General features: G+C 45.3%; 25 protein-coding genes, 1 tRNA gene and 1 other RNA gene. 20 read left to right on the top strand and 7 right to left on the bottom strand.

All coding sequences use genetic code 11. From position 1 onward, the window contains the following. Positions 1-66: 66 nt before the first annotated feature. The 3 genes from FU659_RS12955 to FU659_RS12945 all read right to left on the bottom strand — a co-directional run bounded on the left by FU659_RS12955 (position 67) and on the right by FU659_RS12945 (position 2,455). On the bottom strand, positions 67-1,374 hold the full coding sequence (locus tag FU659_RS12955) for an ABC transporter substrate-binding protein (RefSeq protein ID WP_261807807.1): 1,308 nt from the start codon (positions 1,372-1,374) through the stop codon (positions 67-69). 261 nt (positions 1,375-1,635) lie between these two features. Next, positions 1,636-2,217 carry an ATP-dependent Clp endopeptidase proteolytic subunit ClpP gene (gene clpP / locus FU659_RS12950; protein WP_147947963.1) on the bottom strand — a complete coding sequence of 194 codons (582 nt, stop codon included), beginning with the start codon at positions 2,215-2,217 and terminating at the stop codon, positions 1,636-1,638. Between the two features lie 166 nt (positions 2,218-2,383). Further along, a tRNA-Arg gene (locus tag FU659_RS12945) sits at positions 2,384-2,455 on the bottom strand. A gap of 239 nt (positions 2,456-2,694) precedes the next feature. Between FU659_RS12945 and FU659_RS12940 the strand changes: the two genes are divergently transcribed. The 15 genes from FU659_RS12940 to FU659_RS12870 all read left to right on the top strand — a co-directional run bounded on the left by FU659_RS12940 (position 2,695) and on the right by FU659_RS12870 (position 18,115). Further along, positions 2,695-3,717, top strand: a complete 1,023-nt coding sequence (locus FU659_RS12940) for a sugar-binding transcriptional regulator (RefSeq protein ID WP_147947962.1) — start codon at positions 2,695-2,697, stop codon at positions 3,715-3,717. A gap of 78 nt (positions 3,718-3,795) precedes the next feature. Beyond that, positions 3,796-4,803 (top strand): type I glyceraldehyde-3-phosphate dehydrogenase, encoded by a 1,008-nt coding sequence (gap, locus tag FU659_RS12935; RefSeq protein ID WP_029195998.1) that lies wholly within the window; start codon positions 3,796-3,798, stop codon positions 4,801-4,803. 121 nt (positions 4,804-4,924) lie between these two features. Beyond that, positions 4,925-6,106 (top strand): phosphoglycerate kinase, encoded by a 1,182-nt coding sequence (locus tag FU659_RS12930; protein WP_147947961.1) that lies wholly within the window; start codon positions 4,925-4,927, stop codon positions 6,104-6,106. Positions 6,107-6,161: 55 nt separating this feature from the next. Beyond that, a complete protein-coding gene (tpiA, locus tag FU659_RS12925) occupies positions 6,162-6,914 on the top strand; it encodes a triose-phosphate isomerase (protein WP_147947960.1) in 753 nt (250 codons plus the stop codon). Between the two features lies 1 nt (position 6,915). Further along, a complete protein-coding gene (gpmI, locus tag FU659_RS12920; protein WP_147947959.1) occupies positions 6,916-8,454 on the top strand; it encodes a 2,3-bisphosphoglycerate-independent phosphoglycerate mutase in 1,539 nt (512 codons plus the stop codon). A 36-nt stretch (positions 8,455-8,490) separates the two neighbouring features. Continuing rightward, positions 8,491-9,783, top strand: coding sequence for a phosphopyruvate hydratase (gene eno, locus FU659_RS12915; protein ID WP_147947958.1), 1,293 nt, complete (start codon positions 8,491-8,493; stop codon positions 9,781-9,783). A 27-nt stretch (positions 9,784-9,810) separates the two neighbouring features. Continuing rightward, positions 9,811-10,521: a M50 family metallopeptidase gene (locus FU659_RS12910; RefSeq protein WP_147947957.1), complete on the top strand. Its 711-nt coding sequence runs from the start codon at positions 9,811-9,813 to the stop codon at positions 10,519-10,521. A gap of 108 nt (positions 10,522-10,629) precedes the next feature. Beyond that, a complete protein-coding gene (gene secG / locus FU659_RS12905) occupies positions 10,630-10,866 on the top strand; it encodes a preprotein translocase subunit SecG (RefSeq protein ID WP_147947956.1) in 237 nt (78 codons plus the stop codon). A gap of 87 nt (positions 10,867-10,953) precedes the next feature. Beyond that, positions 10,954-11,646, top strand: a complete 693-nt coding sequence (locus tag FU659_RS12900) for an alpha/beta hydrolase (protein ID WP_261807806.1) — start codon at positions 10,954-10,956, stop codon at positions 11,644-11,646. Between the two features lie 141 nt (positions 11,647-11,787). Beyond that, on the top strand, positions 11,788-14,628 hold the full coding sequence (gene rnr / locus FU659_RS12895) for a ribonuclease R (protein ID WP_147947995.1): 2,841 nt from the start codon (positions 11,788-11,790) through the stop codon (positions 14,626-14,628). Between the two features lie 95 nt (positions 14,629-14,723). Further along, positions 14,724-15,206: an SsrA-binding protein SmpB gene (gene smpB, locus FU659_RS12890; RefSeq protein WP_147947955.1), complete on the top strand. Its 483-nt coding sequence runs from the start codon at positions 14,724-14,726 to the stop codon at positions 15,204-15,206. 178 nt (positions 15,207-15,384) lie between these two features. After that, positions 15,385-15,749, top strand: a transfer-messenger RNA (tmRNA) gene (gene ssrA / locus FU659_RS12885). A 703-nt stretch (positions 15,750-16,452) separates the two neighbouring features. Then, positions 16,453-16,689 carry a hypothetical protein gene (locus tag FU659_RS12880; protein ID WP_147947954.1) on the top strand — a complete coding sequence of 79 codons (237 nt, stop codon included), beginning with the start codon at positions 16,453-16,455 and terminating at the stop codon, positions 16,687-16,689. A 242-nt stretch (positions 16,690-16,931) separates the two neighbouring features. Continuing rightward, positions 16,932-17,258: a transposase gene (locus FU659_RS12875; RefSeq protein ID WP_147947953.1), complete on the top strand. Its 327-nt coding sequence runs from the start codon at positions 16,932-16,934 to the stop codon at positions 17,256-17,258. Positions 17,259-17,278: 20 nt separating this feature from the next. Next, a complete protein-coding gene (locus FU659_RS12870) occupies positions 17,279-18,115 on the top strand; it encodes a Mu transposase domain-containing protein (protein ID WP_222708537.1) in 837 nt (278 codons plus the stop codon). A gap of 548 nt (positions 18,116-18,663) precedes the next feature. On the opposite strand, the gene FU659_RS12865 is transcribed toward FU659_RS12870, so the two are convergent. Further along, the gene (locus FU659_RS12865) at positions 18,664-18,936 is read right to left on the bottom strand and encodes an HU family DNA-binding protein (RefSeq protein ID WP_147947951.1); all 273 of its coding nucleotides are present in this window, start codon (positions 18,934-18,936) and stop codon (positions 18,664-18,666) included. A gap of 112 nt (positions 18,937-19,048) precedes the next feature. After that, the gene (locus FU659_RS12860) at positions 19,049-19,252 is read right to left on the bottom strand and encodes a cold-shock protein (RefSeq protein WP_119792120.1); all 204 of its coding nucleotides are present in this window, start codon (positions 19,250-19,252) and stop codon (positions 19,049-19,051) included. Between the two features lie 173 nt (positions 19,253-19,425). Between FU659_RS12860 and FU659_RS12855 the strand changes: the two genes are divergently transcribed. After that, positions 19,426-20,343 (top strand): tyrosine-type recombinase/integrase, encoded by a 918-nt coding sequence (locus FU659_RS12855; protein WP_147947950.1) that lies wholly within the window; start codon positions 19,426-19,428, stop codon positions 20,341-20,343. A 653-nt stretch (positions 20,344-20,996) separates the two neighbouring features. On the opposite strand, the gene FU659_RS12850 is transcribed toward FU659_RS12855, so the two are convergent. Together FU659_RS12850 and FU659_RS12845 are read right to left on the bottom strand one after the other, a co-directional pair. Then, positions 20,997-21,227: a cold-shock protein gene (locus FU659_RS12850; protein ID WP_147947949.1), complete on the bottom strand. Its 231-nt coding sequence runs from the start codon at positions 21,225-21,227 to the stop codon at positions 20,997-20,999. Positions 21,228-21,290: 63 nt separating this feature from the next. Then, positions 21,291-21,491 carry a cold-shock protein gene (locus tag FU659_RS12845; protein WP_056625586.1) on the bottom strand — a complete coding sequence of 67 codons (201 nt, stop codon included), beginning with the start codon at positions 21,489-21,491 and terminating at the stop codon, positions 21,291-21,293. Positions 21,492-21,810: 319 nt separating this feature from the next. Here FU659_RS12845 and desA point away from each other — a divergent pair, with 319 nt between their 5' ends. The 4 genes from desA to FU659_RS12825 all read left to right on the top strand — a co-directional run bounded on the left by desA (position 21,811) and on the right by FU659_RS12825 (position 25,348). Further along, positions 21,811-22,875, top strand: a complete 1,065-nt coding sequence (desA, locus tag FU659_RS12840; RefSeq protein WP_147947948.1) for a Delta(5) desaturase DesA — start codon at positions 21,811-21,813, stop codon at positions 22,873-22,875. A 69-nt stretch (positions 22,876-22,944) separates the two neighbouring features. Then, entirely contained in the window at positions 22,945-24,081 is a 1,137-nt protein-coding gene (locus FU659_RS12835) for a sensor histidine kinase (RefSeq protein WP_147947947.1), read from the top strand. After that, the gene (locus FU659_RS12830; protein WP_147947946.1) at positions 24,078-24,677 is read left to right on the top strand and encodes a response regulator transcription factor; all 600 of its coding nucleotides are present in this window, start codon (positions 24,078-24,080) and stop codon (positions 24,675-24,677) included. The genes FU659_RS12835 and FU659_RS12830 overlap by 4 nt, the downstream gene beginning before the upstream one ends. Before the next feature lie 320 nt (positions 24,678-24,997). Then, positions 24,998-25,348, top strand: a complete 351-nt coding sequence (locus FU659_RS12825; RefSeq protein WP_261807805.1) for an IS110 family transposase — start codon at positions 24,998-25,000, stop codon at positions 25,346-25,348. Positions 25,349-26,222: the final 874 nt, after the last annotated feature.

Here is a 26,222-nt window from a genome sequence, read left to right as displayed (position 1 = left end):
GAGGGATCACCTTTTATGAGGTGCATCCGACTGTATGAATGGATTACTTGCCTGTTTCTTTATCGATCAAGGCTTGGAATTCTTTGTTCGCTTGTTCTGCAGCAGCTTTAATGTCTTCACCGCTAATCGCCTTTGAACAATCGCTCCGATGATATCGCGAGCTTCGCTGACAGCGCTAACTTGTGGCAGGGAGTGGTCAACGCCTCCCTTTTGTGTTTCTTTGGTCACTTCCGCCAATTGTTTAGGGTAGGCAACGATGCCATCGGGATTTTCCCATACGGACAATCGAGGGCCGGGGTTGCCTTTTTTCTGGGTAGCAAGAACGATCTCTTTGCTCGTAGCCCATTTGATGAATTCCCATGAAGCATCTTTGCTTTCCGATTTGGAATTCATGGCTAACCCCCAGGAAGTGATGTTAAAGGGTTTGGAGCCTGCGCTTCCTGCTGGGAATTGCGCGTAACCGACCTTATCGGCGATTTTCGATTTTTCAGGATCACTCGCATTCAAATAAATTGAATTGGCATCTGCGAAGAAAGCGACCTTTCCTTGCGCGAAGATACCGATGGCTTGCGGCCAGGACATGTTAAGTACGCCGGGCGGCGCGTAATCTTTAAGCAAATTCGCATAGGTTGTCATTCCTTTGATCGCTTCTGGCGTATTCAAAGTAGCTTTATCGCCCTGCTTGAATTCGCCGCCCTCCGAATAAATAAAGGAGGAGATTTGGCCCACGAGCGGTGAGCGCTGACCACGGGATACAAAGCCGTACATTTCGTTTTTGGGATCATGCAATTTTTTGGCGGCCTCTTTCAATTCCTCCATGGTTTTAGGTACAGCAATGTTTGCTTTTTCTAACAAGTCCTTCCGATAATAAAGGATGTGCTGCTCTGTAATGAGGGGAATGCCTGCAAGCTTGTTATCTACTGTTGTAGAGCTGATTGAAGTTTTTGTGAAGTCATTGAAGTTGTAGCTCGCATCCTTTTTGGCATAATCATCTAACGGTTGAACCCAACCGTTTTTATAAAATAATTTGATGTCCTGCATGGGACGAAACATGTAAACATCCGGGGTAGCGGAACCTGCGGTAAATTGAACGGTCAGCTTTTGTGTTAATTGATCCTCGAAAAAGCTCTGAATGTCGACTTTAATACCCGTTTGCTTCTCAAACTCCGGAAGCAAGACTTTAATGGCGTCACCCCACGGATGATTGGCGGTAACCACAGACAGTTTTTTACCTTCGAACGGTTTACTAACGGACTGCGCTGTGGCAATGGCGCTAGGCTTTGGTGCAGCGGCTCCGCCACATGCGCTCAGAAGTGATGCTGACATGATGGTAACGAGTCCTGTACTCAGAATGTTTTTGAATGATAATTTCATCTATTACCCCTCCTATGTAGATCGTCGATCACGGTTTATGGAAGAATGAGGATCGTAAGTATGACCATATTCCCGCTGTGTTCTAAGTGTATTTTATTATTCGGTTTATCGAAATAACGCATAATAAACTTTCATAACGCGCGGTGAATGGAAATAAACCGTTTACATACTGCGGAATACCGGGCAATAAAAAAAGCTCTTTCGTATGCATGGTGAGATGCACATCAAAAGAGCTTTATTTAACACATATTTATTTTCGTTCTACACACGTTCGATAACTTTATCGATGAGTCCGTAGGCTGCTGCTTCCGCCGCACTCATGAAGTTGTCGCGGTCGGTATCTTTCTCGATGCGTTCGAAGGTTTGTCCTGTGCGCTCGGCAAGAATTTTGTTGAGGTTATCTCTCATTTTCAAAATACGCTTAGCGCGGATCTCGATGTCCGAAGCTTGCCCCTCAGCACCGCCGAGTGGTTGGTGAATCATGACTTCGCTGTTAGGCAGCGCGTAACGTTTGCCTTTGGCACCTGCTGTAAGCAGGAAAGCTCCCATGGAAGCAGCCATACCTACGCAGATCGTGGAAACGTCTGGCTTGATGAACTGCATGGTATCATAGATAGCCATACCGGCTGTAATGGAACCACCTGGGCTGTTGATGTAAATCGAAATATCTTTATCAGGATCTTGTGCGGCCAAGAAAAGTAGCTGAGCAATGATGGAATTCGCAACAACATCGTTAACGCCCGTGCCGAGAAAAATAATGCGGTCCTTCAGCAAACGAGAGTAAATGTCATATCCTCTTTCACCGCGCGCGTCCTGTTCGACGACCATAGGGATGAAACTCATGAGAATTACCTCCTTCAATGGGTAGATGCTTAAATGGCTGGTACTTGTGCATACTATTTACAGTATCTACAAGTATGATAACGAAAAAACCTCCGAAGGTCAAGAAAGGTCAAACTGAGTTCAAAAAAAATCAGTTTCGCAACTGATTTAGGGTATTTCTTATGGACGCGCCCGCAAGGAATCGAACCTTGATCTCAGGCTTCGGAGGCCTACGTCATATCCATTGGACCACGGGCGCAAAAAACGTATAAAAAAGTGAAGCAAGGGTTATTATAAGATAGAAGCCTTCAAAAAGCAAGGAGGTAAACCATGCCGCTATTTACATAAGAAAAATGTTTGAACAAATATTGAATCTTCCTGAGATATTGGTTATAATGAGCGTGTAAGGAACTTTTTTTTCGCTCAGGTGGGACGTAAAATGCACACCTGGGACATAAAACGTCCATCAACTGGATCAGGAGCGGTATAAGTCGTCATATGAGAGAAATTCTTGACATTCAGAAACAGCTCATACCGGATTTAATGGACACCATGAAGAAGCGTTACTCGATTCTGCATCACATCCTGGTTTCCGGCGTCGTCGGCCGAAGAACGTTAGCTTCTTCGCTGGATATGACGGAACGAGTGCTCCGCGGCGAAGTCGATTTCCTCAAAGAACTCGGACTTCTCGAATCGGACACGACGGGAATGAAGATCAGTGAATCCGGTCGTCAACTGCTTGAAGATATGCAACCTATGATTAAGTTGGCTTTTGGCTTGACGGATCTAGAGGAAAGCATCACGAAGGTCTTCGGGCTGAAACAAGTGATTGTTGTTCCGGGTGACTCCGATATTTCGGCTTTTACGAAGAAGGAGCTTGGCCGTGCGGGCGCAGCAGCTTTGCGCAAATACGTAGCCAAGGGCGATATTATCGCTGTAACAGGCGGCTCGACAATGGCTCAGATTGCGAATAATCTGGCAATATCGTCATCACTGAAAGGCAGTTGGTTCGTACCAGCCCGCGGTGGACTTGGGGAAAGCGTGGATATGCAAGCCAACACGATCGCTTCCATTATGGCCAAGAAAACAGGTGGGAAATACAGATTGCTTCACGTGCCTGATCATTTGGGTGAGGAAGCGTACCAATCGCTTATCCAAGATCCACAGATTCAGGAAGTCGTTGATGCTGTGCGCAGTTGTCGCATCGTTGTACACGGAATCGGAGATGCTATGGTTATGGCACGAAGACGCAAGGTTGATTCCGAAACAACACGAAGCCTGCAAGCAGACGGCGCTTTAGCTGAAGCTTTCGGTTACTATTTTGACAGACAGGGTAATGTTGTTCATAAGATGCCAACGGTTGGACTTCGTTTGGAGGATCTTCAACGAACCGAAGTGGTCATCGGTGTAGCAGGCGGCAAGAGCAAAGGGGAAGCGATCGCTTCCGTACTTCGTCATGGGCAGGAAGATGTGCTTGTGACCGATGAGGCTGCAGCCTTGGAAATTATGAAACATGTGTAACAACGACATCTCGATGTATGCCTTCAAAAGCTGCATCTTGAAATATAATTATTTATTTAATCTTAGGAGGAATTGGCTATGACAACAAAAGTAGGTATTAACGGTTTCGGACGTATTGGTCGTAACGTATTTCGCGCAGCTTTGAACAATTCAGAAGTACAGATCGTGGCAGTAAACGATTTGACTGACGTTAAAACATTGGCTCACTTGCTTAAATATGACACAACTCACGGTAAACTAGACGCTACAGTTGAAGCTGGCGAAGGCGAATTGATCGTTAACGGTCGTTCCATCAAAGTTTTTGCTGAGCGTGACCCTGGGAACCTGCCTTGGGCATCTGTAGGCGCAGAAATCGTTATCGAATCTACTGGTATTTTCACAGCGAAAGAAAAAGCAGCCCTTCACTTGAAAGGTGGAGCTAAAAAAGTTATCATCTCCGCTCCTGCTTCCGACGAAGATATCACAATCGTACTGGGCGTAAACGAAGATAAATACGATCCAGCTGCTCATACAATTATCTCCAACGCTTCTTGTACAACAAACTGTCTGGCTCCTTTCGCGAAAGTTATCAACGATAGCTTCGGAATCGTAAAAGGGATGATGACAACTGTTCACTCTTACACAAATGATCAATCCGTGCTTGACGTTCCTCACAAAGACCTTCGTCGTGCTCGTGCGGCTGCTGAAAACATTATTCCTTCAAGCACTGGCGCAGCAAAAGCAATCGGCCTAGTTCTTCCTGAGCTTAAAGGCAAATTGAACGGTATGGCTATGCGTGTTCCTACGCCTAACGTTTCCGTAACTGACTTGGTTGTTGAATTGAAAGTTAACGTAACGGTTGATGAAGTCAACGCAGCTTTGAAAGCAGCTTCCGAAGGCCCTCTTAAAGGCATTCTGAACTACACAGAAGATGCTCTTGTATCCAGCGACTTTAACGGTGACCCAGCTTCCTCCACAATCGATGCTTTGTCCACAATGGTAGTTGGCGACAACATGCTGAAAGTGGTTTCCTGGTACGATAATGAGTGGGGCTACTCCAACCGCGTTGTTGACTTGGTAGCTTTCATCGCGAAAAAAGGTCTGTAATTCATAAGTAACACGCTCGTATAAACGTGAAGAGGAGAAGCGATTCTCCTCTTTATGTATGATTTTCGCCTATAGATGATGGTTTAGTAGCAAACAATACAGGTTCAGGAGGCTTTGATACATGAATAAGAAGAGTGTTCGCGATGTTGAAGTAGCTGGTAAAAGAGTATTTGTACGCGTTGATTTCAATGTACCTGTAGAGAATGGTCAAATCACCGACGATACAAGAATCAGAGAAACACTGCCTACGATTAAATTCTTAATCGAAAAAGGCGCGAAAGTCATTCTTGCAAGTCACTTCGGACGTCCAAAAGGTCAAGTTGTTGAAGAACTTCGATTGACACCTGTAGCGGCAAAGCTGGCTGAATTGCTTGGCCAATCTGTGATTAAAGCGAACGAATCCGTTGGCGAAATCGTGAAAGCACAAGTGGATGCTCTTGAAAATGGCGACGTTCTCTTGCTTGAAAACGTACGTTTCAATGAAGGCGAAGAGAAGAATGATGCGGAATTGGCTAAATCCTTTGCTGAGCTTGCTGACCTGTTCGTCAATGATGCCTTCGGCGCTGCTCACCGCGCACATGCTTCGACAGAAGGAATTGCACACTTCATTCCTGCGGTTTCCGGTTTATTGATGGAGAAAGAATTGGATGTTCTAGGTAAAGCTTTGAACAATCCTGAACGTCCTTTCACAGCTATCGTTGGCGGATCCAAAGTGAAAGACAAAATCGCTGTCATTGAGAACCTCCTGAACATTGCTGATAACGTCCTTATTGGCGGTGGACTGTCCTATACATTCCTGAAAGCACAAGGTTACGAAATCGGTAAATCTCTCGTGGATAACGAGAAACTTGATCTGGCGCTTAGCTTTATTGAAAAAGCCAAAGAAAAAGGCGTAAACTTCCTGATTCCGGTTGATATTGTTGTTACAGATAAATTCAGTGCCGATGCGAATACCCAAATCGTAGGCGTTGATGGCATTCCTGCGGATTGGGAAGGCATTGACATTGGACCCAAAACACGTGAGCTTTATGCTGACGTAATTGCGAAATCCAAGCTGGTTGTATGGAACGGACCAATGGGTGTATTTGAAATCGAGCCTTTCTCCCACGGTACGCGTGCAGTAGCTGAAGCTTGTGCAGCAACTTCCGGTTACACCGTTATCGGTGGTGGCGATTCCGCTGCAGCTACAGAGAAATTCCATTTGGCTGACAAAATGAACCATATGTCCACAGGTGGCGGAGCTTCCTTGGAGTTTATGGAAGGTAAAGCATTACCAGGCGTAGTAGCCTTGAACGATAAATAGTAACTGCTTAAGCAACCCATTTTTCTAATGAAAAATTTCTAGGAGGGTATCCCCCATGAGTAGAACACCCATTATCGCGGGCAACTGGAAAATGTTCAAAACGGTTTCCGAAGCTGTAAGCTTTGTAAACGAAGTAAAAGGCAGCACCGTAGAAGGCGTTGAGAGCGTAATTTGCTCTCCGTTCACTAATCTGCCAGCTTTGGTTGAAGCTGCGAAAGGCACATCCCTTCATGTGGGCGCACAAAACCTGCATTTCGAAGACAATGGCGCATTCACAGGCGAAATCAGCGGCGTTATGCTGAAAGATCTTGGCGTTGAATACGTCATTATCGGTCACTCCGAGCGCAGAGCTTACTTCGCGGAGTCGGATGAAATCGTGAACAAAAAAGTCGTTGCTGCTTTCAAACACGGCTTAACACCGATCCTTTGTGTAGGTGAGAAATTGGAAGAGCGCGAAGCGGGTCAAACCAAAGATGTTTGCAAAGTGCAAACAGAAGCAGCTTTCGCTGGTCTGAGCGCTGAGCAAGCGGCACAAGTTGTTATCGCTTATGAGCCTATCTGGGCGATTGGCACAGGCAAATCTTCGACAGCTGAAGATGCGCAAGATGTTATTGGCTACATCCGACAATTGGTGAGCGGTCTTTACGGGGCATCCGTTGCCGATGCAGTTCGCATTCAATACGGCGGCAGCGTAAAGCCTAACAACATTGCTGAATACATGGCACAACCTGACATTGATGGCGCACTTGTTGGCGGAGCGAGCTTAGAGCCAGCTTCTTATATCCAGCTTGTCCAGGGGGCGAAGTAACATGTCCAGACCGAAACCGGTAGCACTCATCATTCTCGATGGCTTCGGACTGCGCTCAGAAGAGCAAGGGAATGCGGTTGCTCATGCGAAAAAACCAAACTACGACCGTTACTGGTCGACTTTTCCACATACAACGTTAACAGCTTGCGGCGAAGCTGTAGGTTTGCCTGAAGGCCAGATGGGGAACTCTGAGGTAGGACACTTGAACATTGGCGCAGGCCGTATTGTTTATCAAGATCTTACCCGCATTTCCAAATCGATTCGTGATGGTGAATTTTACGATAACGAGACGATTCTCGGCGCTTTCAAGCATGCCAAAGAGAACGGAAAGAAGCTTCACCTTTATGGTTTGCTTTCCGATGGTGGTGTGCACAGTCACATTCAGCATTTGTTCGCTCTGCTTGACTTGGCGAAAAAAGAGCAGTTCCATGACGTCTACATTCACGCTTTCCTGGATGGCCGCGATGTCGCCCCGGATTCCGCGAAAGGGTACATGGAAAGCTTGCTGCAAAAAATCCGCGAGGTTGGCGTAGGTCAAATCGCTACGGTTCAAGGGCGCTATTATGCGATGGATCGCGATAAACGTTGGGAACGGACAGAGAAATCGTACCGTGCCATGGTTTATGGCGATGCCCCTGCCTACACAGACCCTATGAAAGCTATTGTTGAATCTTACGAGAAATCCGTATTCGACGAGTTCGTTATGCCAACGGTTATCGTTGGACAAGACGGCAAGCCGGTAGGTCTCGTGGAATCAGGCGATTCGGTCATTTTCTTCAACTTCCGTCCTGACCGTGCGATTCAACTTTCCCAAGTGTTCACGAACGAAGATTTCCGTGGTTTTGATCGTGGAGACAAGGTGCCGAAGGATCTATACTACGTTTGTCTGACTTTGTTCAGTGAAACCGTAGAGGGCTTTGTTGCGTACAAACCCAAAGATCTAGATAATACACTGGGTGAAGTATTGGCTCAGAACAATCTGAAGCAGCTTCGTGCTGCTGAGACTGAGAAATATCCGCACGTTACCTTCTTCTTCAGTGGTGGTCGCGATGCGGAATTGCCAGGCGAAACGCGTCTTCTTATGCCTTCTCCAAAGGTAGCTACCTACGATTTGCAACCAGAAATGAGTGCATATGAGTTGGCGGCAGCTGTCGTTAAGGAAGTCGAAGCGGAGCGTCATGACGTGATTATTCTGAACTTCGCCAACCCTGACATGGTAGGCCACTCCGGTTTGCTGGAGCCTACGGTGAAGGCGATCGAAGCAACAGATGCCTGTCTGGGTCAAGTTGTTGAGGCGATCCTCGCCAAAGGCGGCGTGGTGTGCATCACAGCTGATCACGGAAATGCGGATGTGGTTACGAATGCCGACGGATCACGCAACACGGCACATACAACAAATCCCGTGCCTTTTATTGTAACGGACAAATCTGTTACACTAAGAGATGGCGGAATTTTGGCAGATATTGCACCAACGATGCTCGATTTCTTGCAAGTCGCGCAGCCGGTACAAATGACCGGAGCCACGATTCTAAACAAATAGCAAGCCACCTATTATATAAAAGGAGTGTTTCTAACAATGACTATTATTTCTGATGTTTATGCACGCGAAGTATTGGATTCCCGCGGTAACCCAACAGTTGAGGTTGAAGTTTACTTGGAGTCTGGCGGTTTCGGCCGTGCTATCGTTCCTTCAGGGGCTTCCACAGGCGCGTACGAGGCTGTTGAGCTTCGTGATGGTGACAAAGGTCGTTACCTGGGTAAAGGCGTTCTGAAAGCCGTTGAGAACGTGAATGAAATCATTGCTCCTGAAATCATTGGATTAGATGCACTTGATCAAGTGGGTATCGACCACAAAATGATCGAGCTTGACGGTACACCGAACAAAGCTAAATTAGGCGCTAACGCAATCCTTGCTGTTTCCATGGCTGTAGCTCGCGCGGCAGCTGACGCTTTGGACGTTCCATTGTACGTTTACCTTGGCGGATTCAATGCCAAAACACTTCCAGTTCCAATGATGAATATCATCAACGGTGGCGCACATGCGGACAACAACGTTGACGTTCAAGAGTTCATGGTTCTGCCTGTTGGCGCACCTACATTCAAAGAAGCTCTTCGCATTGGCGCTGAGATTTTCCATAGCTTGAAATCCGTATTGAAAGAAAAAGGCCTGAACACAGCAGTTGGCGACGAAGGCGGATTCGCTCCTAACTTCACATCCAACGAAGAAGCCATCACAACCATCCTTACAGCTATCGAAAAAGCTGGCTACAAACCAGGTGTTGATGTATTCTTGGGTATGGACGTAGCTTCCACAGAATTCTTCAAAGACGGCAAATACCACCTTGAAGGCGAAGGCAAATCCTTCACTTCCGCTGAGTGGGTTGACTTCCTTGCTGCATGGGTGGATAAATACCCAATCATCACAGTTGAAGACGGTTGTTCCGAAGACGATTGGGAAGGTTGGAAATTGCTTACTGAGAAATTGGGCAGCAAAGTTCAATTGGTTGGTGACGATCTGTTCGTTACGAACACTGAGCGTCTTTCCAGAGGTATTGAAGAAAACATCGGTAACTCCATCTTGGTAAAAGTTAACCAAATCGGAACACTGACTGAAACTTTCGACGCTATCGAAATGGCTAAACGCGCTGGTTACACAGCTGTTATCTCCCACCGTTCCGGTGAGAGCGAAGACAGCACAATCGCTGACATCGCTGTAGCTACGAATGCGGGTCAAATCAAAACAGGTGCTCCTTCCCGTACAGACCGCGTTGCGAAATACAACCAACTTCTTCGCATTGAAGATGAGTTGTTCACAGTAGCTCAGTACGCTGGTAAAAAAGCATTCTACAACTTGAAAAACTTCAAGTAATAATTTAATAACTGGGGGGTCTGCTGCATGAGCAACTGGGTGAAAACTATTTTATTTCTGATAGGTTCCGCGTTGCTCACGCACTGGATCCCTTCTTCTATTTTTCGCAACTTGGATACGATGGTTCATGAGTTTGGCCATGCTGCCGTAACCTTGGCGCTATCAGGAAAAGTGATGTACATCGAGCTTTACAGGGATCATAGCGGTGTGACCTATTCCACGATTACAAAGCCATGGGCGATTATACCGGTTGCCTTAGCCGGCTATATGACAGCTTCGTTGTTTGCCTGGTTCTTGTTCTCAGCTTACGCGAAGGGAAAGCAGCGTTTGGGCCTCCAGGTTATGCTTGTCTTATCTGGGCTTTCCTTAGTGTTGTTCGTTCGCAATGGCTTTGGCATCCTATTTATAATAGGTTTCATTGTCCTGACGCTTGTGATCATGGCACTGACGCCGCAATGGTTGCGCGATATTTATTACTTGCTGCTCGCTTTTTTGTGCTTGGAAGAGTCCGTGTTTGGTCCGTTATCCTTGATTCTATATGCTTGGGGAGATGCGCGCCAAGCCGGTGACGCCACGAATCTTGCCCTTCGTACCGGAATTCCGGCTATCGTATGGGCCAGCTTTTTCACACTGTTCGCTTTATGGTGCGCGAAGCGGGCCGTGCAGGCTTTTCTGGGCCGAAACAAGCGTGCCAAGAGCTCAAGCAGGTACTCACCGTCAGCCTCCTATCGGGACTAAACGGATAGATCGCTGCTGGGAAGCGGCTTTGGTTGTAATTGAGGACGAACTGTGTTAAAATACTCATGCTAGTTGTATGAGCATAGAACAGGCAATTGGGGTGCTAACATGGTAATTTTTATGAAAATCTTGTTGATCATAGCTTCGCTTGGATTAATTGCAATTGTACTACTTCAAAAAGGTAAAAGCGCAGGTTTATCTGGCGCAATTTCTGGTGGTGCCGAACATTTGTTTGGTAAGCAAAAAGCACGTGGTTTGGAGCTGTTCTTGTCCCGTACAACGATGGGGCTTGCTGCTGCATTCTTCATTCTCTCCATTGTCGTAGCCTACGTAGTGAAAGCCTAACACACATAAAACGATAACAGCAGGGGAACTCTATTCCTGCTGTTTTTTCATTTTATACGGGTTGTACAGGCGGGAGCGGTTACCATCATGAGCAAAATTTACAAATCCCCGGAGCCTTTCTTTTGGCTGGGAAGTGGGAAGAACAAAGAGACAGGCATATTAATGATTCATGGTTTCACGGGCTCTCCGTCTGAATTTAGGCGGATCGGTTATGTTTTGCAGGAAGAAGGGTATACGGTTCAAGCCATTAGGCTTCCCGGACATGGAACAACCCCCGAAGAGATGATACGAACCGGATGGACGGATTGGTATGCGCATGTGCTGGAGAATTACGACGTCCTTGCAGCTCATTACAAAAGCGTTGTTGTCATGGGCCATTCAATGGGCGGTCTGCTAGCTTTGAAGCTGGCTGTAGAACGGCGTGCAGCGGGTATCATTTCGCTCGCTACACCTATATTTCTAACGACGCGGAAGACGGTCCTAGCCGTTTTGCTGCAATATGTTATCAAATATTTAGAGAAGAAGCCTACAGACATTCCCACTTTGTTAGATGAGTCATGTGCCTATACCAAAACGCCGATTCGTTGTGTCGTCAGTTTGCGTAAACTAGTAAAGCAAGTGAGAAATTTGCTGCCTCATGTGGAAACCCCGATATGGATCGGTCAAGGAAGCAAGGATCAGATTGTACGGAAGGAGAGCGCTGCTTTTTGCATGAACGGACGCGATCCGAGGTCAAAGAAATTCATTATTACCCAGAGTCATCACACGGCCTGCTGCTAGATCAAGAAAGAGAGCTTATTTATGAGGATATTCAAACGTTTATCCAATCCCTTCAGGTGGTATACTATGGAGTAAGGGATTCTGTTACGGTGAATGAAGGCTAAGCTCAACCAACAACAAGAAGGTGAAGAGAATATGAGTATGACAACAGAGAAAGAAATACTGCAGCTCATGCAAGAAGAGGCTTACAAGCCGATGTCTTATAAAGAGCTAGAGAAACATTTTGGGATTGAAAGCGCGGCAGAGTTTAAAGATTTTATCAAGTTATTGAATCAATTAGAGGAAAGCGGGCACATTCTCCGAGGCGGGAATGATCGCTATGGCGTTCCTGAACGTATGAATTTAGTACGCGGCAAATTGCAGGCCCATGCTAAGGGCTTCGGTTTCCTCATTCCGGACGACCGGGAACATCCAGACGTTTATATTAATGCGCACGATCTGAACACCGCCATGAATGGGGACATTGTTTTCGTCAAAATAACGTCCAAGAGTCAAGGCGGAGGCCGCATGGAAGGCGAGGTCGTACGCGTTATTACGCGTGCCAACACACAAGTTGTGGGCGTTTTTCAAAGTCAGGAAACGTATGCTTTCGTGATTGCCGATGATAAAAGGATGTCACGGGATATTTTCATCCCTCAGCATGCTTTTATGGGTGCCGTTACGGGACAGAAGGTTGTCGTGAAAATTGTTAGCTACCCGGAAGGCCGAGCTGCGGCTGAAGGAGAAGTTATTGAGATACTTGGTCATAAGGATGATCCAGGTGTTGATATTTTAGCAATCGTACGTAAATTTCAACTTCCTGAGGCATTTAATGAAGAGGTATTGGCTGAAGCGGAAGCTGCGCCGGATGCTATCTCAGAAGAAGAGATCGTTGGACAAGGGCGTCGGGATCTTCGTTCGAAACGCATTGTGACTATCGATGGAGAAGATGCCAAGGATCTGGATGACGCGGTAAATGTGGAAGTTTTGGAAAATGGCAATGTCCGACTAGGTGTCCATATTGCAGATGTGAGCTATTATGTGGGGGAAGGTACTGCGCTGGACATTGAAGCTTATAACCGTGGGTGCTCCGTATATTTGACGGATCGTGTGATCCCGATGCTGCCGCACCGCTTATCCAATGGGATCTGTTCCTTAAACCCTAAAGTAGATCGTCTGACCATGTCCTGTGAAATGGAATTCGATGAGAATTTAAAAGTGGTCAATCACGAGATCTTCACAAGTGTTATTAAAACCAGTGAGCGTATGACATACACGAATGTCCGTAAGCTTTTAACAGGTGAGGCAGAGCCTGAGGTAGTGGAGCGCTACGCCTATTTGATGGAAGATTTTAAACGAATGGAAGAACTAGCGGCAAGACTGCGTTCCAGACGGATGAAACGGGGAGCCATTGATTTTGACTTCGAAGAGTCTAAAATAATTGTGGATCCCGACGGCAAACCGACGGATATCGTGAAAAGAGAGCGCTCGGTCGCCGAAATGATGATCGAAGAATTCATGCTGGCCGCGAATGAAACCGTCGCGGAACACTTCCAGTGGATGAAGGTTCCGTTCCTGTACCGTGTGCATGAAGACCCAGATTCCGAGAAACTGATGAATTTCATGGAGTTTGTAACGAACTTCGGCTACACGATCAAAGGCAAGGGGAATTCAATCCATCCTCGTGCTTTGCAGACGCTGTTGGAAGAAATCAAAGGTACACCTGAAGAAACGGTGTTAAGCAAAATCATGCTGCGCTCGATGAAACAGGCGCGTTATGACGCTCAGAGCTTGGGACATTTCGGGTTGGCGGCAGAATTTTATTCCCATTTCACGTCTCCTATTCGACGTTATCCGGATTTAATTATTCATCGCGTCATTCGTGAAGTGCTTGAGAACGGTAATTTATCTGATAAACGTCATGACTATCTTTCTTCCCGCATGACCGACATCGCGCAGCAATCTTCCGAGCGCGAGCGCGTTGCTGTGGATGCTGAACGTCAGACAGAGGCATTGAAGAAAGCCCAGTATATGCTGGACAAAGTTGGTGAGGAATTCGAAGGCATCATCTCCAGTGTGACAGGTTTTGGGATGTTCGTAGAGCTGGATAATACCGTTGAAGGATTGATTCGTTTAAGCGATTTGACGGACGATTACTATAATTTCCATGAGAGACAGTTTGCTCTCGTTGGTGAACGTACATCTAAGATCTATCGGATCGGTGACGAAATTAAGATCCGTGTGGCTCGTGTGAATATGGATGAGCATACGATTGATTTTGAATTGCTGGATATGAAGCCTCGCAGCGTTAGAAGAGATTTACCTAACCGAGGGGGCGGCAAGTCAGGTTCTGGCTTTAAGGGATCAGCTGGCTTTAAAGGTTTCCGCGGGAAACCGGGCGGCCAAGGCGGCGGTAAAGCCGGTAAAGGCAAAAATGGCTTTGGGGGTAAAGGTGGCGGATTCGTCAAGCCTCAGGGCGCCGGTAAGCCTGGTCGTGGCACAGGATTAAGCGCGGATAGTCAGCAAGGCGCTCCTGCAGGGGAAAGCGGAGCATTAAGCACGCGTACCGGTGAAGAGCGCAAGAATGAGCGCTCAGCTCGCGGTAAAGCCAGAGCAGGCCAGGAGAATGGCAAAGCCAAAGGCGACGCTGTTGGCAGCGGAGCGGGCCAGGAGCAAAGCAAAGCAGGGCGCAGCAAGGGTGGAAGCACGCCGTGGAGCGAAAAGCGCGGCAAAGTTGGAGCTGGCCGCGGCAAGGCGCGCGGACCTAAGCTGAGCGAGGGCGGCAGCTTGAGCGCGCGGCTTGAGGCTGTAGGCGCAGGCCGCACGGAGAGCGGCGCCAAGAAGGGCGGCGGCAAGCGAGGCATCGCGCTTGAAGCAGGATCGCCTGCTGAGCGCAGCAGCGGCGGCAGTGATTGGGCGAGCGGCGTGAACGCGCTAGCCAAGGGCGGCCGTCGGCGCAGCGACGACGGAGGTAGTGGCGGAGACAAGAAGCGGCGGAGATAGTCGCCGCTTCTTGCTTTTCCGCCACGGAATTGCTACAATAGATTGCACATTGTAGCAAGATTTACCTGCATGAACGTGCGGGAGGAGGATCTCACGTGGCAACCAAAAAGGCCGATGGCAAATTACTCGCCCAGAATAAGAAAGCTTCACACGACTACTTTATTGAAGAAACGTATGAGTGTGGTCTTGTCCTGACCGGCACGGAGATCAAATCCTTGCGTTTAGGCAAAGCTAACATTGGCGACAGCTTTTCAACCATTCGTAATGGGGAAGCTTTCGTGCATAACATGCACATCAGCCCATTCGACCAAGGTAACCGGAGCAATCCAGATGATCCTACACGAACGCGCAAGCTCCTTCTCAAAAAGGCACAAATCGCGAAGATGCTAGGGCAAGCGAAGCAAGAGGGGTACACACTCGTTCCGCTTAAGGTGTATATTCGTAATGGCTACGCGAAGCTTTTGGTCGGTATAGGTAAAGGGAAGAAGCAATTCGACAAGCGTGAATCCGCGGCGAAAAAGGATGCGCAAAGAGATATTCAGCGTGCCCTTCGCGAAAAGCAGAAGATTGCCAGATAAATGGCACGGCAGGCAATTGGGAGGATGAACCTTAACTTCCATGAACCTAGTCGTTCAATTTTCTTTTGCTTGTGTTATAATAACTAAGCAGCACAGATTCAACAGCAATTATGCTCAAGATTTTTAACTAGCAGCGTCTTTTACCTTCATCTATCGTTGATAGATACGAAGGCAATCCGGGGGTGTTCTTGGATTCGACGGGGATAGTTTGGGCACGGGTTGCGGGTAGTGGGGCCGCGTCCACTATAAAACGCTAAAGCCTATTAAATGGCAAAACACAAAACAACTACGCTTTAGCAGCTTAATAACCTGTTAGCGTGCTTCTACTCAGCATCGCCCATGTGACTGGGATAGGGGCTCAACTATAGTGGGATACGACGTTTGGTCTCCGCCTGGGGTCGGACGTAGGAAGACAATCAGGCTGACCCAACGCATAGCCGGTTACGGGGCGATGCTCGGGTGACATCAAAACTGTGACTACACCCGTAGATGCCTGTGTGGCGATATTTTCGGACAGGGGTTCGACTCCCCTCACCTCCATACAAATGAAGAAGCACCCTTGCGGGTGCTTTTTTCATTTGTATGGGTGATATAGAGAGGAGAACCCCTCGAGGGTTCAGTCCGCGCGGACTGGAGCGTAAGCGGAGGGAGCACGGCATTGAAATGTACCTCTAGGGTTGTCATCATCGAGCATGCTTCGTAGCAATTTAGTCGAGATTTCAATACTCCCCTCACCTCCATCTTGAAACCCGCTCCTGGAGCGGGTTTTTCCCATTTTTAGTCTGAATTTATAGTCCAAAACCTAGTGAAAATCGATCGATTTGGAAAGTGCTGTAGTCCAAATGGCTACAAGGATTGGTCTCTAGTAGTAGGTGAACGAGACTAAATTAATAGACGAGCTTATAGATGCTTACTTAAATAACAATTTTGAAATCCTTTGTCTGGATCTACATACTGGTCAAGTCATTTTAAAAATTGATGAAGCTTAGATAGGGACCCTGGGTTGAACATGGCTGTTTGATGACAGCGGTGGCAGTATATTTTCCTCATGATTCCACATAATGATTTGAAAGAGTACCCTATACGGTACTCTTTTCTGTATGTTTGAAACATATATACGGTGATTACTAACCTAGCAAATTTAATATGGCACGACTGCGCGTATCCTATTTTGTGGAGAAATAAGAACCTTTGTCGAAAGCAAAATCTCTTAGAGGGTTTAACAAATGGATGTAGAAAGCCTGACATGAAAAAAGAGTTGAGGAGAGGTGAAACTATTAAGCAATATAGAAATGATATTGGCACCATCGAGGAAGTTGTGATGACTTACACAAAAGATGTGGAAAGATTGGCTCTTGGGTTGATCAAAATGAGATTGAATTATAATTGGCTAAAAGAAGACCTAACACAACAAGGATTCATTGGATTAATTGAAGCTGTATTTGCTAATCTAAAAGTGTACCACTTACATAGCGCCTGCTAATGTAAAAGTTGACCACCCTGAGCCAAGTCCCTGCTATGCTGAATTAAGGATTAGCAACCAGGGGAAAAGGGCATGTATGGGATGGAAGACAAAGAGTATGTAAGGAAACGACATTCCGTGAAGGTTGGTCTATCCGTGAGCTAAGCAAGCAATTGAAGATTGCTAGGCAAACCGTTCGTAAAATGCTAGATGATGCGGAAATTCCTAAAGATAATCGCGGGCAAGAACGGGCCTGCCCGGTCATGGACCCGTACCGGGCGTTCATCGAGAACATTCTTCTGGAAGACATGAAGGCTCCGATCAAGCAGCGTCATACATCAGCAAGAATATTTGAACGGCTTTCCGATGAGTACGGATTTACAGGCGGAGAATCAACAGTCCGCCATTACGTAAGAAAGCTAAGGGTGCCGCTGCCGGAGTGTTTCCTCAAGCTTGAAGCGAACCCCGGCGAGCAGATGCAGGTTGACTTCGGTCATGCAGAAGTAAGCATTGACGGTCAGCGGGTTAAGATCTGCCTGTCAAATATAGCGCTGTCCCGTTTGTCGTCGCCTTTCCAACCGAACGGTTAGAAGCTTTCCTTGAAGGCCATGTGCGTGGCTTCAACTACTTTGGCGGCATTCCCAAGGAAGGTCTGTACGACAACGCCACGACTCAAGTGGTTAAGGTCCTCGCTGGACCTGACCGTGAAGAACATGAGTGGTTCTCCAGCTTGCGCGCTCACTACTTATTCGACAGCCATTTTTGCAGACCGGCCCATGCCAATGAAAAAGGCACCATCGAGTCTCTTGTAAAATATGTGAGAAGTCGGGCGCTCGTTCCCGTTCCATCCTTTGCTTCATGGGACGAGTGTAACGCCCACCTGCTGCGCTGGTGTGAGAAGGAAAAGGAGAAGCATGCGGATCGCTGGCAAGAAGAAAAGGCCGCTCTTCGGGCACTGCCAACCACTTCTTTCTCGTCTGCCCGTCCTCTGCCGGTCAAGGTGAATACCTACTCACTCGCTACCGTGGATCGAAATCAGTATTCCGTACCTTGCCAGTACACCGGCCAGATGATCATAGCCAAAGCGTATGTGGATCGGATCGATCTCATCGTGGGAAGCCAGATCGTCTTCACTCACACAAGATGCTACAGGCGCGGGGAGGTCTTCATGGAGATTGGGCACTACCTCTCCGTGCTTGAACGGAAGCCACACGCCATTACGCATGCTTCTGTTGTCCGGCAGCTTCCAGCCGTATTCGGCAGACTGCGGGAGAAGATGCTAGCCGCCCACAGCCGTGGCTACAAAGACTTTTTAGCCGTCCTGCTGCTCCTTCGTGAATACGCCTTGTCCGATGTGGCGACAGCGCTTGAAACGATGGATGAGGCAGATGTTACCGCGACCACACTACGGCAACGCTTATCCCCAATGGACACGTCAGCGCAGTAATAAGATTAACTAACCCTAAATCAACTTAACTTTTGACCCAATTTAACCCATATTTTGTTACGATTCTTTTCACACACTTTTTTGGATTTTCTTGATAGATAGATCAAGCTTTTTTTGTGCTTTATCCATTTTTAGAAATGAATTTCCGAAACTTACCAAGAGGTTTCTGACCTTTCGATTCGAAAAGGCCATGTAAAGGAGGCAACCAAACAAAAGGCATCCCCCCCAAACAGTGAAGAAAAATGAAGAAAAAACGCAGGAAATCATTATCAACCACGAACTTTTCTTAATTGTCCTTACAGGTCGGTTGTAAAGAATCATTTCTCCAATTATGATATATCATCCCTTTCATTACTTGTGTCATTCTTTAAATTGCTCAGATTGGCTGCTTTTGTCTGCAAACCCTGTTTGGAATAAAAATTAATAATGTCATCAATAGTAGAAAATACGACACTAACGTTCGAATCATGTGTACTTATGTTGATAGAAAACCGCTTTTCTGATGTAGTAACATCTTTATTTTATATTAGCATTTGGTGACTTTAAGCTTAATTTAAAGCTTCTTTCAGAGTAATTCCTGCCGTGAATATAGGAACTTTACCTGCCGAAAGTTGCACCTCTTCACCGGTTTTGCGGCTTTTTCCCATGCGTGCTTCACGATTACGGACATCAAATTTCCCGAAGCCGACTAATTGAACTTCTTTGCCTTGCTTTAAAGCTTCAAAAATGGAGTCCAGCACTTGTGTTACAGCTTTTTCAGCGTTCTTTTTTGAAAATCCACTAGATTTAGCTACTTCTTCTACTAATTGTTCTTTGTTCATTTACGATACCTCACTTTTATGATTATAAATTATGAAAATGACAGCCTTCGTGCATGGATGCAAGCAAGAATAAACAAAAAGCTGTCCCACGATTAGGACAGCTTGAAAGATTTTAATATACTTTAGAAACGTTTTCAGCCTGCGGTCCGCGATTGCCTTGGGCCACATTGAACTGGACGCGTTGACCTTCATCCAATGATTTGTAACCATCACCATCAATCGCGCTGAAATGAACGAATACGTCGTTTCCGTCTTCGATTTCGATAAAGCCAAAGCCCTTTTCAGCATTAAACCATTTAACTGTACCTGTTTGCATAGAATTCCTCCAAAAATTAAAATTAATTTAACCATGACCATTTCAATGACCACTAATTAAGATTAGCGGTCATTAGGGTGTTATCAAAGCATACACTTGATGTCCGCTAATGTTTCGGTTAAGATAAGAATACCATGTCCGCTAATGTAAGTCAAGATTTGGAGGCTTTGCTAATGAGAGAGACACCGGGGATTTCGGAACAGGGCGAGCAGATCATTCAGGACTTCATTCACGCACTCACCACCCACGAAGATTTGAATCCCAAAACACTAAAGGAGTACGCAAGCGACTTGAAACATTTTATCGGTTGGTTTGAGACAGCCGACCACCAAGAGGAAGAGGTTATATTTCGAATTGAAGATGTGGCTACTCCAACATTAACACGATATCGGGAAGCCGCTCAAAAAGTAATGGAATTAAAACCGGCGACCATTAATCGACGGCTAATAACCCTGAAACGTTTTTTCGAGTGGGCCTTGTCGGAATCCAGGATTCGCCGCGACCCTTCGAAGCCGGTTAAATTGGTTCCGGAAGAAAAGGTAAGTCCCAGGCAGATGACAGACAAAGAAGAAGCTGCATTGATCGCTGCGGCTGAGCACGGGGGTTCCATTCGGGATCAGACGATTCTTATCGTGATGTTTCATACCGGCTTACGAACAATGGAAGTATGCGATCTGGCTCCCGGAGATATTCAAATCGGTAAACGCAGCGGTCAGCTTACGGTTCGATCCGGAAAACGGAATAAACAGCGAGAAGTACCTTTGAACAATACGTGCAGAACTGCTTTAGAAAAATATCTGCCAGTCCTTCCTTCGGATAGTCCTTATCTGTTTCCATCGGAGAAAACTGGCGATCGATTAACCGAACGAGCTTTACGCCATGTGATTCAAAAATACATGAAATCGGCGCGGCTCGAAGGATTGAGCGCCCACGATCTACGGCACCGGTTCGGTTACGTGATGGCAGAAAAAACCCCGTTGCACCGCCTGGCGCAAATTATGGGACACGATAGTCTGGACACAACGATGATTTACGTCAAGGCGACTCGTGCGGATCTGCAATCGGAAGTAGAAAAAATAGCTTGGCAATAAGGGGATGAGAACGATGTACGCGAGAGTAAGGGAACTGCTAACTCCGGAGGAACGGATGCAATATTCTAAGTCATTTTAGAAAGCAGTATCATGCAAGGTCTGTCAAATCCTGAATCAACTCCAATAGGTACGCTACTCGGCTCGAAATTGTACAGTATTTAGTTTCCCGTCATTGCTAGGGACACACTTTGTCTTTGAGCGTTCCCTAATGCTTAGCGTATAAAATACGCGATTATCTAAACGAGCATGTGAAAAAACCTTGAAATATAAAGGACTCATTTCAGGCCTGATAGTCCCTCAAATTCTGCCGTGGCAGCCGATTTTGCTTCCGTGGAACAATGACAAAAAAACGGCTCTGTTCGCATCGATTGCGAAAGAGCGTTTTTTGTTTTTCTTAGGATTTCTCGAAATAGATGCCTAACTCACTGAAGGTCCCAGGATTCATCTTAAGATCTTTGGCTGATTTCGCAATATGGCATCAGGAAAAATCATCTATTTTCACGACCGCCAAGTTGGAAACCAAGATGACCGTTTTGACCGGCAAGATTTCCATCAAGGCCAAAACCAACGCCATGGCCACCACCTATATGGCCGCCAGCGTGAACACCAATCCCATGACCGCCACCGATTTGACCGACGGTGCCATAAACAGACTAGGAGATCAGCCTGCCTTTATGAAGAGACTTCATATTTTTATTGGAGTTAGAAATGATAGGGAGCATTTTCAAGCTACTAATCATGGGAGAAAGGCAGTGATGGCAAGTTGGGACGTACTCAAACGAAAAATTGTCCCGAATCCACCCCTTACAATCTTCTTTATTGCATGCCCATACTTTCGTGTTTTCCTGAACGAGATCCTCTAACGATTTTCTTCGAAAATACATAGTTTTCTCCTCCTTAGATAAAAAAACTGCCCTTAACACTTGTTAAGGACAGTTCACTGTGAATTACAGTTTTACAACATTTTCGGCTTGAGGACCGCGGTTACCTTGAGCTACATTAAATTCAACGCGTTGTCCTTCGTCCAACGATTTGAATCCATCCCCTTGAATCGCGGAGAAATGAACGAATACGTCATTTCCGCCCTCCATTTCAATAAATCCAAAACCTTTCTCTGCGTTAAACCATTTCACTGTTCCTGTTTCCATAATAAAATTACCTCCAAATTGTTATTAACATGCTTTTTTAAACAAAAAAAATCACACATTGAAAAAGGTACCATTACACAAATGATCACTTTTTCAATATGTGAGTTTATGTTAAAGCTGTTTACAACCTAATAGTAGCACACAAAAGTGTGATAAGCAAATTTGTATTGTTCTCCTTTTCCTATATGACATATGTCATACCGTCTACATGATGTTTATGACTGCAACAAATTGAAAAAGGTATATATAATGAAGATAGGATACTACAACTGATATTCGCTAACAAGTCCTGTGCACCATATCGAGGAGGAACTATACTATGACACAATCCACTCTAACCAGCTTAAAAAAACAGGTTGCCCCTTATGAAAAATCAAATACGAGGGCTAGTATCAAACAGCTAATTAACACCTTAGGACCTTTATTCGTACTATGGTTAGCTGCGTATCTAAGCCTATCTATATCATATTGGATCACACTACCAATTACGATCATCGCATCCGGTTTCGTTATACGAACTTTTATCATTTTCCATGATTGTTGTCATCAATCGTTCTTCAAAAGCCGTAGAACTAACGAAATAATCGGTACGATTACGGGTATCCTTACACTCTTTCCCTATCAGCAATGGAAGAATAGTCATTCTATCCATCATGCAACGAGCAGTAACCTCGAGAAACGTGGAATAGGTGATATGTGGGTACTTACCGTCGACGAATATGCGGCATCTTCCTTATGGGTCAGATTTGCGTATCGGTTATATCGGAATCCATTTATTATGTTCGGACTTGGTCCCATCTTTTTATTCCTATTTACGAACCGCTTTAATACGAAAGGTGCAAGACGCAAGGAAAGAATCAGTACATATATGACGAATGTCTCCATCCTTGCTTTATATGGGTTACTGATCTGGATAATTGGATGGCAGTCGTTTGTTCTGATCCAAGCTCCAATCATGTTCGTAGCGGGCTTGATGGGAATCTGGCTGTTTTATGTACAACATCAGTTTGAAGACTCTTACTTCGAGAAAGAGGATGAGTGGAGTTATGTGAAAGCCGCGGTAGATGGAAGCTCCTATTATAAGCTGCCCAAGCTTTTGCAATGGATAACAGGAAATATCGGGTTTCACCATGTACATCATTTGAGTCCGAAAGTGCCAAATTATAATTTGGAGAAGGCGCATAATGCAACGCCTCCGCTTCAAAAAGCAACGACCATTACAATCGGCACCAGTTTGAAGTCGCTAGGTTTCCGTCTATGGGATGAGCGTAACAAAACGTTTGTCGGTTATAAAAATAATAAACAGGTACACCTTAAGGAAGATGGGAAAGATCCTTTGGGGAACCCAATAAAAGTCCTTAAGTCGAGCTTACAAGGGCAGTAAATACATCGTTTCATGTTTATGCTAAAATATAATTAAAACTATGTTGAAGAAAAAGAGGCTAAATGGACCATGCACAAGTGGTATCAAATATTTCATAAAAACACCGGTCTTAGTCCGTATGTGTGGGTTGTCTTTTACATTCTTCCTTTTTATTTCATATTCCGTTCTTCTGACACGTACCAAATTGTATTAGGCACAATCATGATTATTGTATTCTTTAGTTGCTACGTGCTTTCCTTCGTTTCTAAAGGATGGATTGTATACTTTTGGACTAGCGTACAAATTATTATTTCGATTATCATGGCTTTAGTATTCAGCTATGTGTACTTCTCACTGTTTTTAGCATTTTTTATTGGCACGATGAAAAGTCGGGCAGGATTTATTACGTTGTACTGCATTCATCTAGTCTCCACGATTGTAACGATTAACTATGGATTGGTATCCCAAAATCCTGTGTATTTTACGCAATTGCCTTTTATCATCATTAGTGTAATTGGCGTTATTCTCATTCCAGTCACCACGTTCAACCGAAATAGGAGTGAAAAACTCCAGGGACAGCTAGAGGATGCAAATAAGCGGATTTCCGAGTTGGTAAAGCTAGAGGAGCGTCAAAGAATCGCCCGCGACTTACACGATACACTTGGTCAGAAACTCTCATTAATTGGTTTGAAGAGTGATTTGGCTGGGAAATTAATTAGCAAAAATCCGGCGCAAGCACAAATCGAAATTAATGATGTTCGTCAGACAGCTAGAATTGCGTTAAAGGAAGTTCGGGAAATAGTAACACAAATGCGCGGTACGAGACTAGTGGAAGAGATGTTTCGAATCAAACAAATTTTGAAGGCTGCAGAGATCGACCTCATTTTGGAGGGAGATCCGAAGTTAACCAACACTTCCCTGATCAATGAAAATGTGTTGAGCATGTGTTTGAAGGAATCGATTACGAATATTATCAAACATAGCAGTGCTACTACGTGTTCGATTTCCATTGAGCCATCACCAAGCGATCTCGTTATCAAGGTTTGGGACAATGGGATCGGTATGACGAAAGAATGTCTTGTGTTACTTGGAAATGGATTGAGGGGCATGAAAGAGCGGCTTGAGTTTGTAAATGGTTGTATGGAAATTGTCTCAGAAAATGGAACTTTGATTGTTTTTAAAGTGCCGAATGCCTTCATACCAATGGAAAGGGAGGTAAGAATATGATTCGAATTGTGATTGCCGAGGACCAACGGATGCTGCTGGGCGCACTTGCTTCCTTACTTGATTTGGAAGAGGATATGCAGGTCGTTGGTAAAGCAAGCAATGGCGAGGATGCTGTGAAACTGGTTAAACTGCATAAGCCAGATATTTGTGTCATGGACATCGAGATGCCAATAATGAACGGTTTAGATGCGGCGGAGGAACTAAAGGGACTGGGTTGTAAAGTCATTATATTGACCACGTTTGCCCGTTACGGGTATTTTGAAAGAGCCGTGAAGGCAGGTGCCAACGGTTATTTGTTGAAAGATAGCCCAAGCGAGGAACTGGCTACCTCGATTCGGAGTGTAATGGCTGGTAGGCGAATCTATGCCTCAGAGCTGGTAGATGAGACTTATAATGAAGAAAATCCTTTGACCGAGAGGGAAAAGGAAGTGCTGAACCTGATCGCCGACGGTAAAAATACCAAGGAAATCGCTGATCACATGTATATAACAAGAGGTACCGTTCGCAACTACATTTCTGCTATTCTCGATAAGCTCAATGTCAGTAACCGAATTGAGGCTATTATGCGTTTCAAAGAGAAGGGATGGTTCAAATGACAGGCCAAAAAAAGATAATCGGGTACCCATAGACTGGACACTTTGAAAAAAGGTGTTTAGGTTTGTGGGTACCTTTTTGTATACTATTTGGGTTCAAGCTGAAAGTGAGTAAGAGTCACAACGCTGAATATGAGTGTTTGTCCCAATCCCATCAGCAGTCATTAGTTAATGAAATTATCAACAGGGAGCATCGCAGAAGTAATAATGAATTTAATGTCGTTGTAGATGCAACAACAGGTGTAACTATAGAAGCATTTTCTTATCGTTAGAATATGAGCATTTTTATGACAGCAAATACAAGTACATAGTTTAACAGCTAGATGCTCGTCAGCACCATTGCTACGCTAACGCAGAACGATAGCACACTACGAAAAGCCGGTCTTAATCTAGCTGAAAGTACATTGGGAAAACGAAAGAGACAGATCGTTATATCGAAACGAGGAGATTCTACCTTACGTAAATACTTGTTTCTCGCTACCATCCAGCTCATTGGTGTCAATCCTGTATTTCGAGAATTACATGAGTATAACGTTAAAGTTAAGCATATGAAGAAGCAGAGATCTGTATTTAAACTGCTGGGAAAAGTGGCTCGAATCTTAATTAGTATTGTCCAAAAAGGTGAAGCGTTCACGGCTGAAAAGGCAAGTCACATCATTGCACAAGCTGCATAACACTGCAAATACCACGTTTTTTGACTCATTCGCAGGATTTTACAAAGAAAGCACGGAGAACCGAGTTCCTGCCCGAGAAGGGCTTTGACCCGTCCGCTAAACGCAATCGGTCTCCACATCTTGGATAAGTATGACGATGGAATGTTAGGGCTTAGGCCCGTAGAGCCATGGGATGGTAAACTTCCAGGTATTCGTGGAATATGCGTGCAGTAGAGTGAATTTAGGGGAATGGAATTTAAGGCTCCTCTGTTCCCGCACGCTTAAAATTAAAGAATTTAATCCGTAGGACTTCGTTTTCTAAGCGGTCGTTATTTTCAAGGTGATGAAATCCTGCGAATGAGTGAGTATACGTTAGATAAACCATTAAAACCGAGGGACGGGCAGTATAGTTGAAAAAGGAACTTAATTTTAAATCTCCAATATCTAATGTAATCGGATAGCTAAAAATTTGATGACAGACAGGAGTTAGATGCACTGATAAAAGGTTCAGAGAAATATTTTGGTAAATATTTTAATGCGAGTGTTCCTTGACAATAAAGTTGCTTAATTTTTATCTAAAAAACCCAATAATACCAACATACCTTTCAAACAGATTTTACAATAAAGTCGTTTAACTATTTCGAGTGACTTTTAATGCAAATTTGAGTAAATACGTTTGAGTCCACTCAAAGGTCAATTTCATCGTGTGTCTTTGTTTTTTGCTCTTACTGTGCGGCACGGACGTGGCAACGGCGGGGCCGGAAGAACGATATATTCTATGGTTCTTCCCTTGTCGATCTGCTCCTTTATATATAGCAACAGAATGATCTCGTTTTCCGAGAAGACGTAATGACCCAGTTGGTTCTACGGAAAAAAGGCGGGAAAGTGGGAGGCC

Origin of the sequence: Paenibacillus sp. N3.4, assembly GCF_008017805.1 — a bacterium.
In the GTDB taxonomy this organism is placed as follows: Bacteria; Bacillota; Bacilli; order Paenibacillales; family NBRC-103111; genus Paenibacillus_E.
Note: the sequence above shows the minus strand (reverse complement) of the source record. Positions and strands in the feature narration are given on the sequence as shown.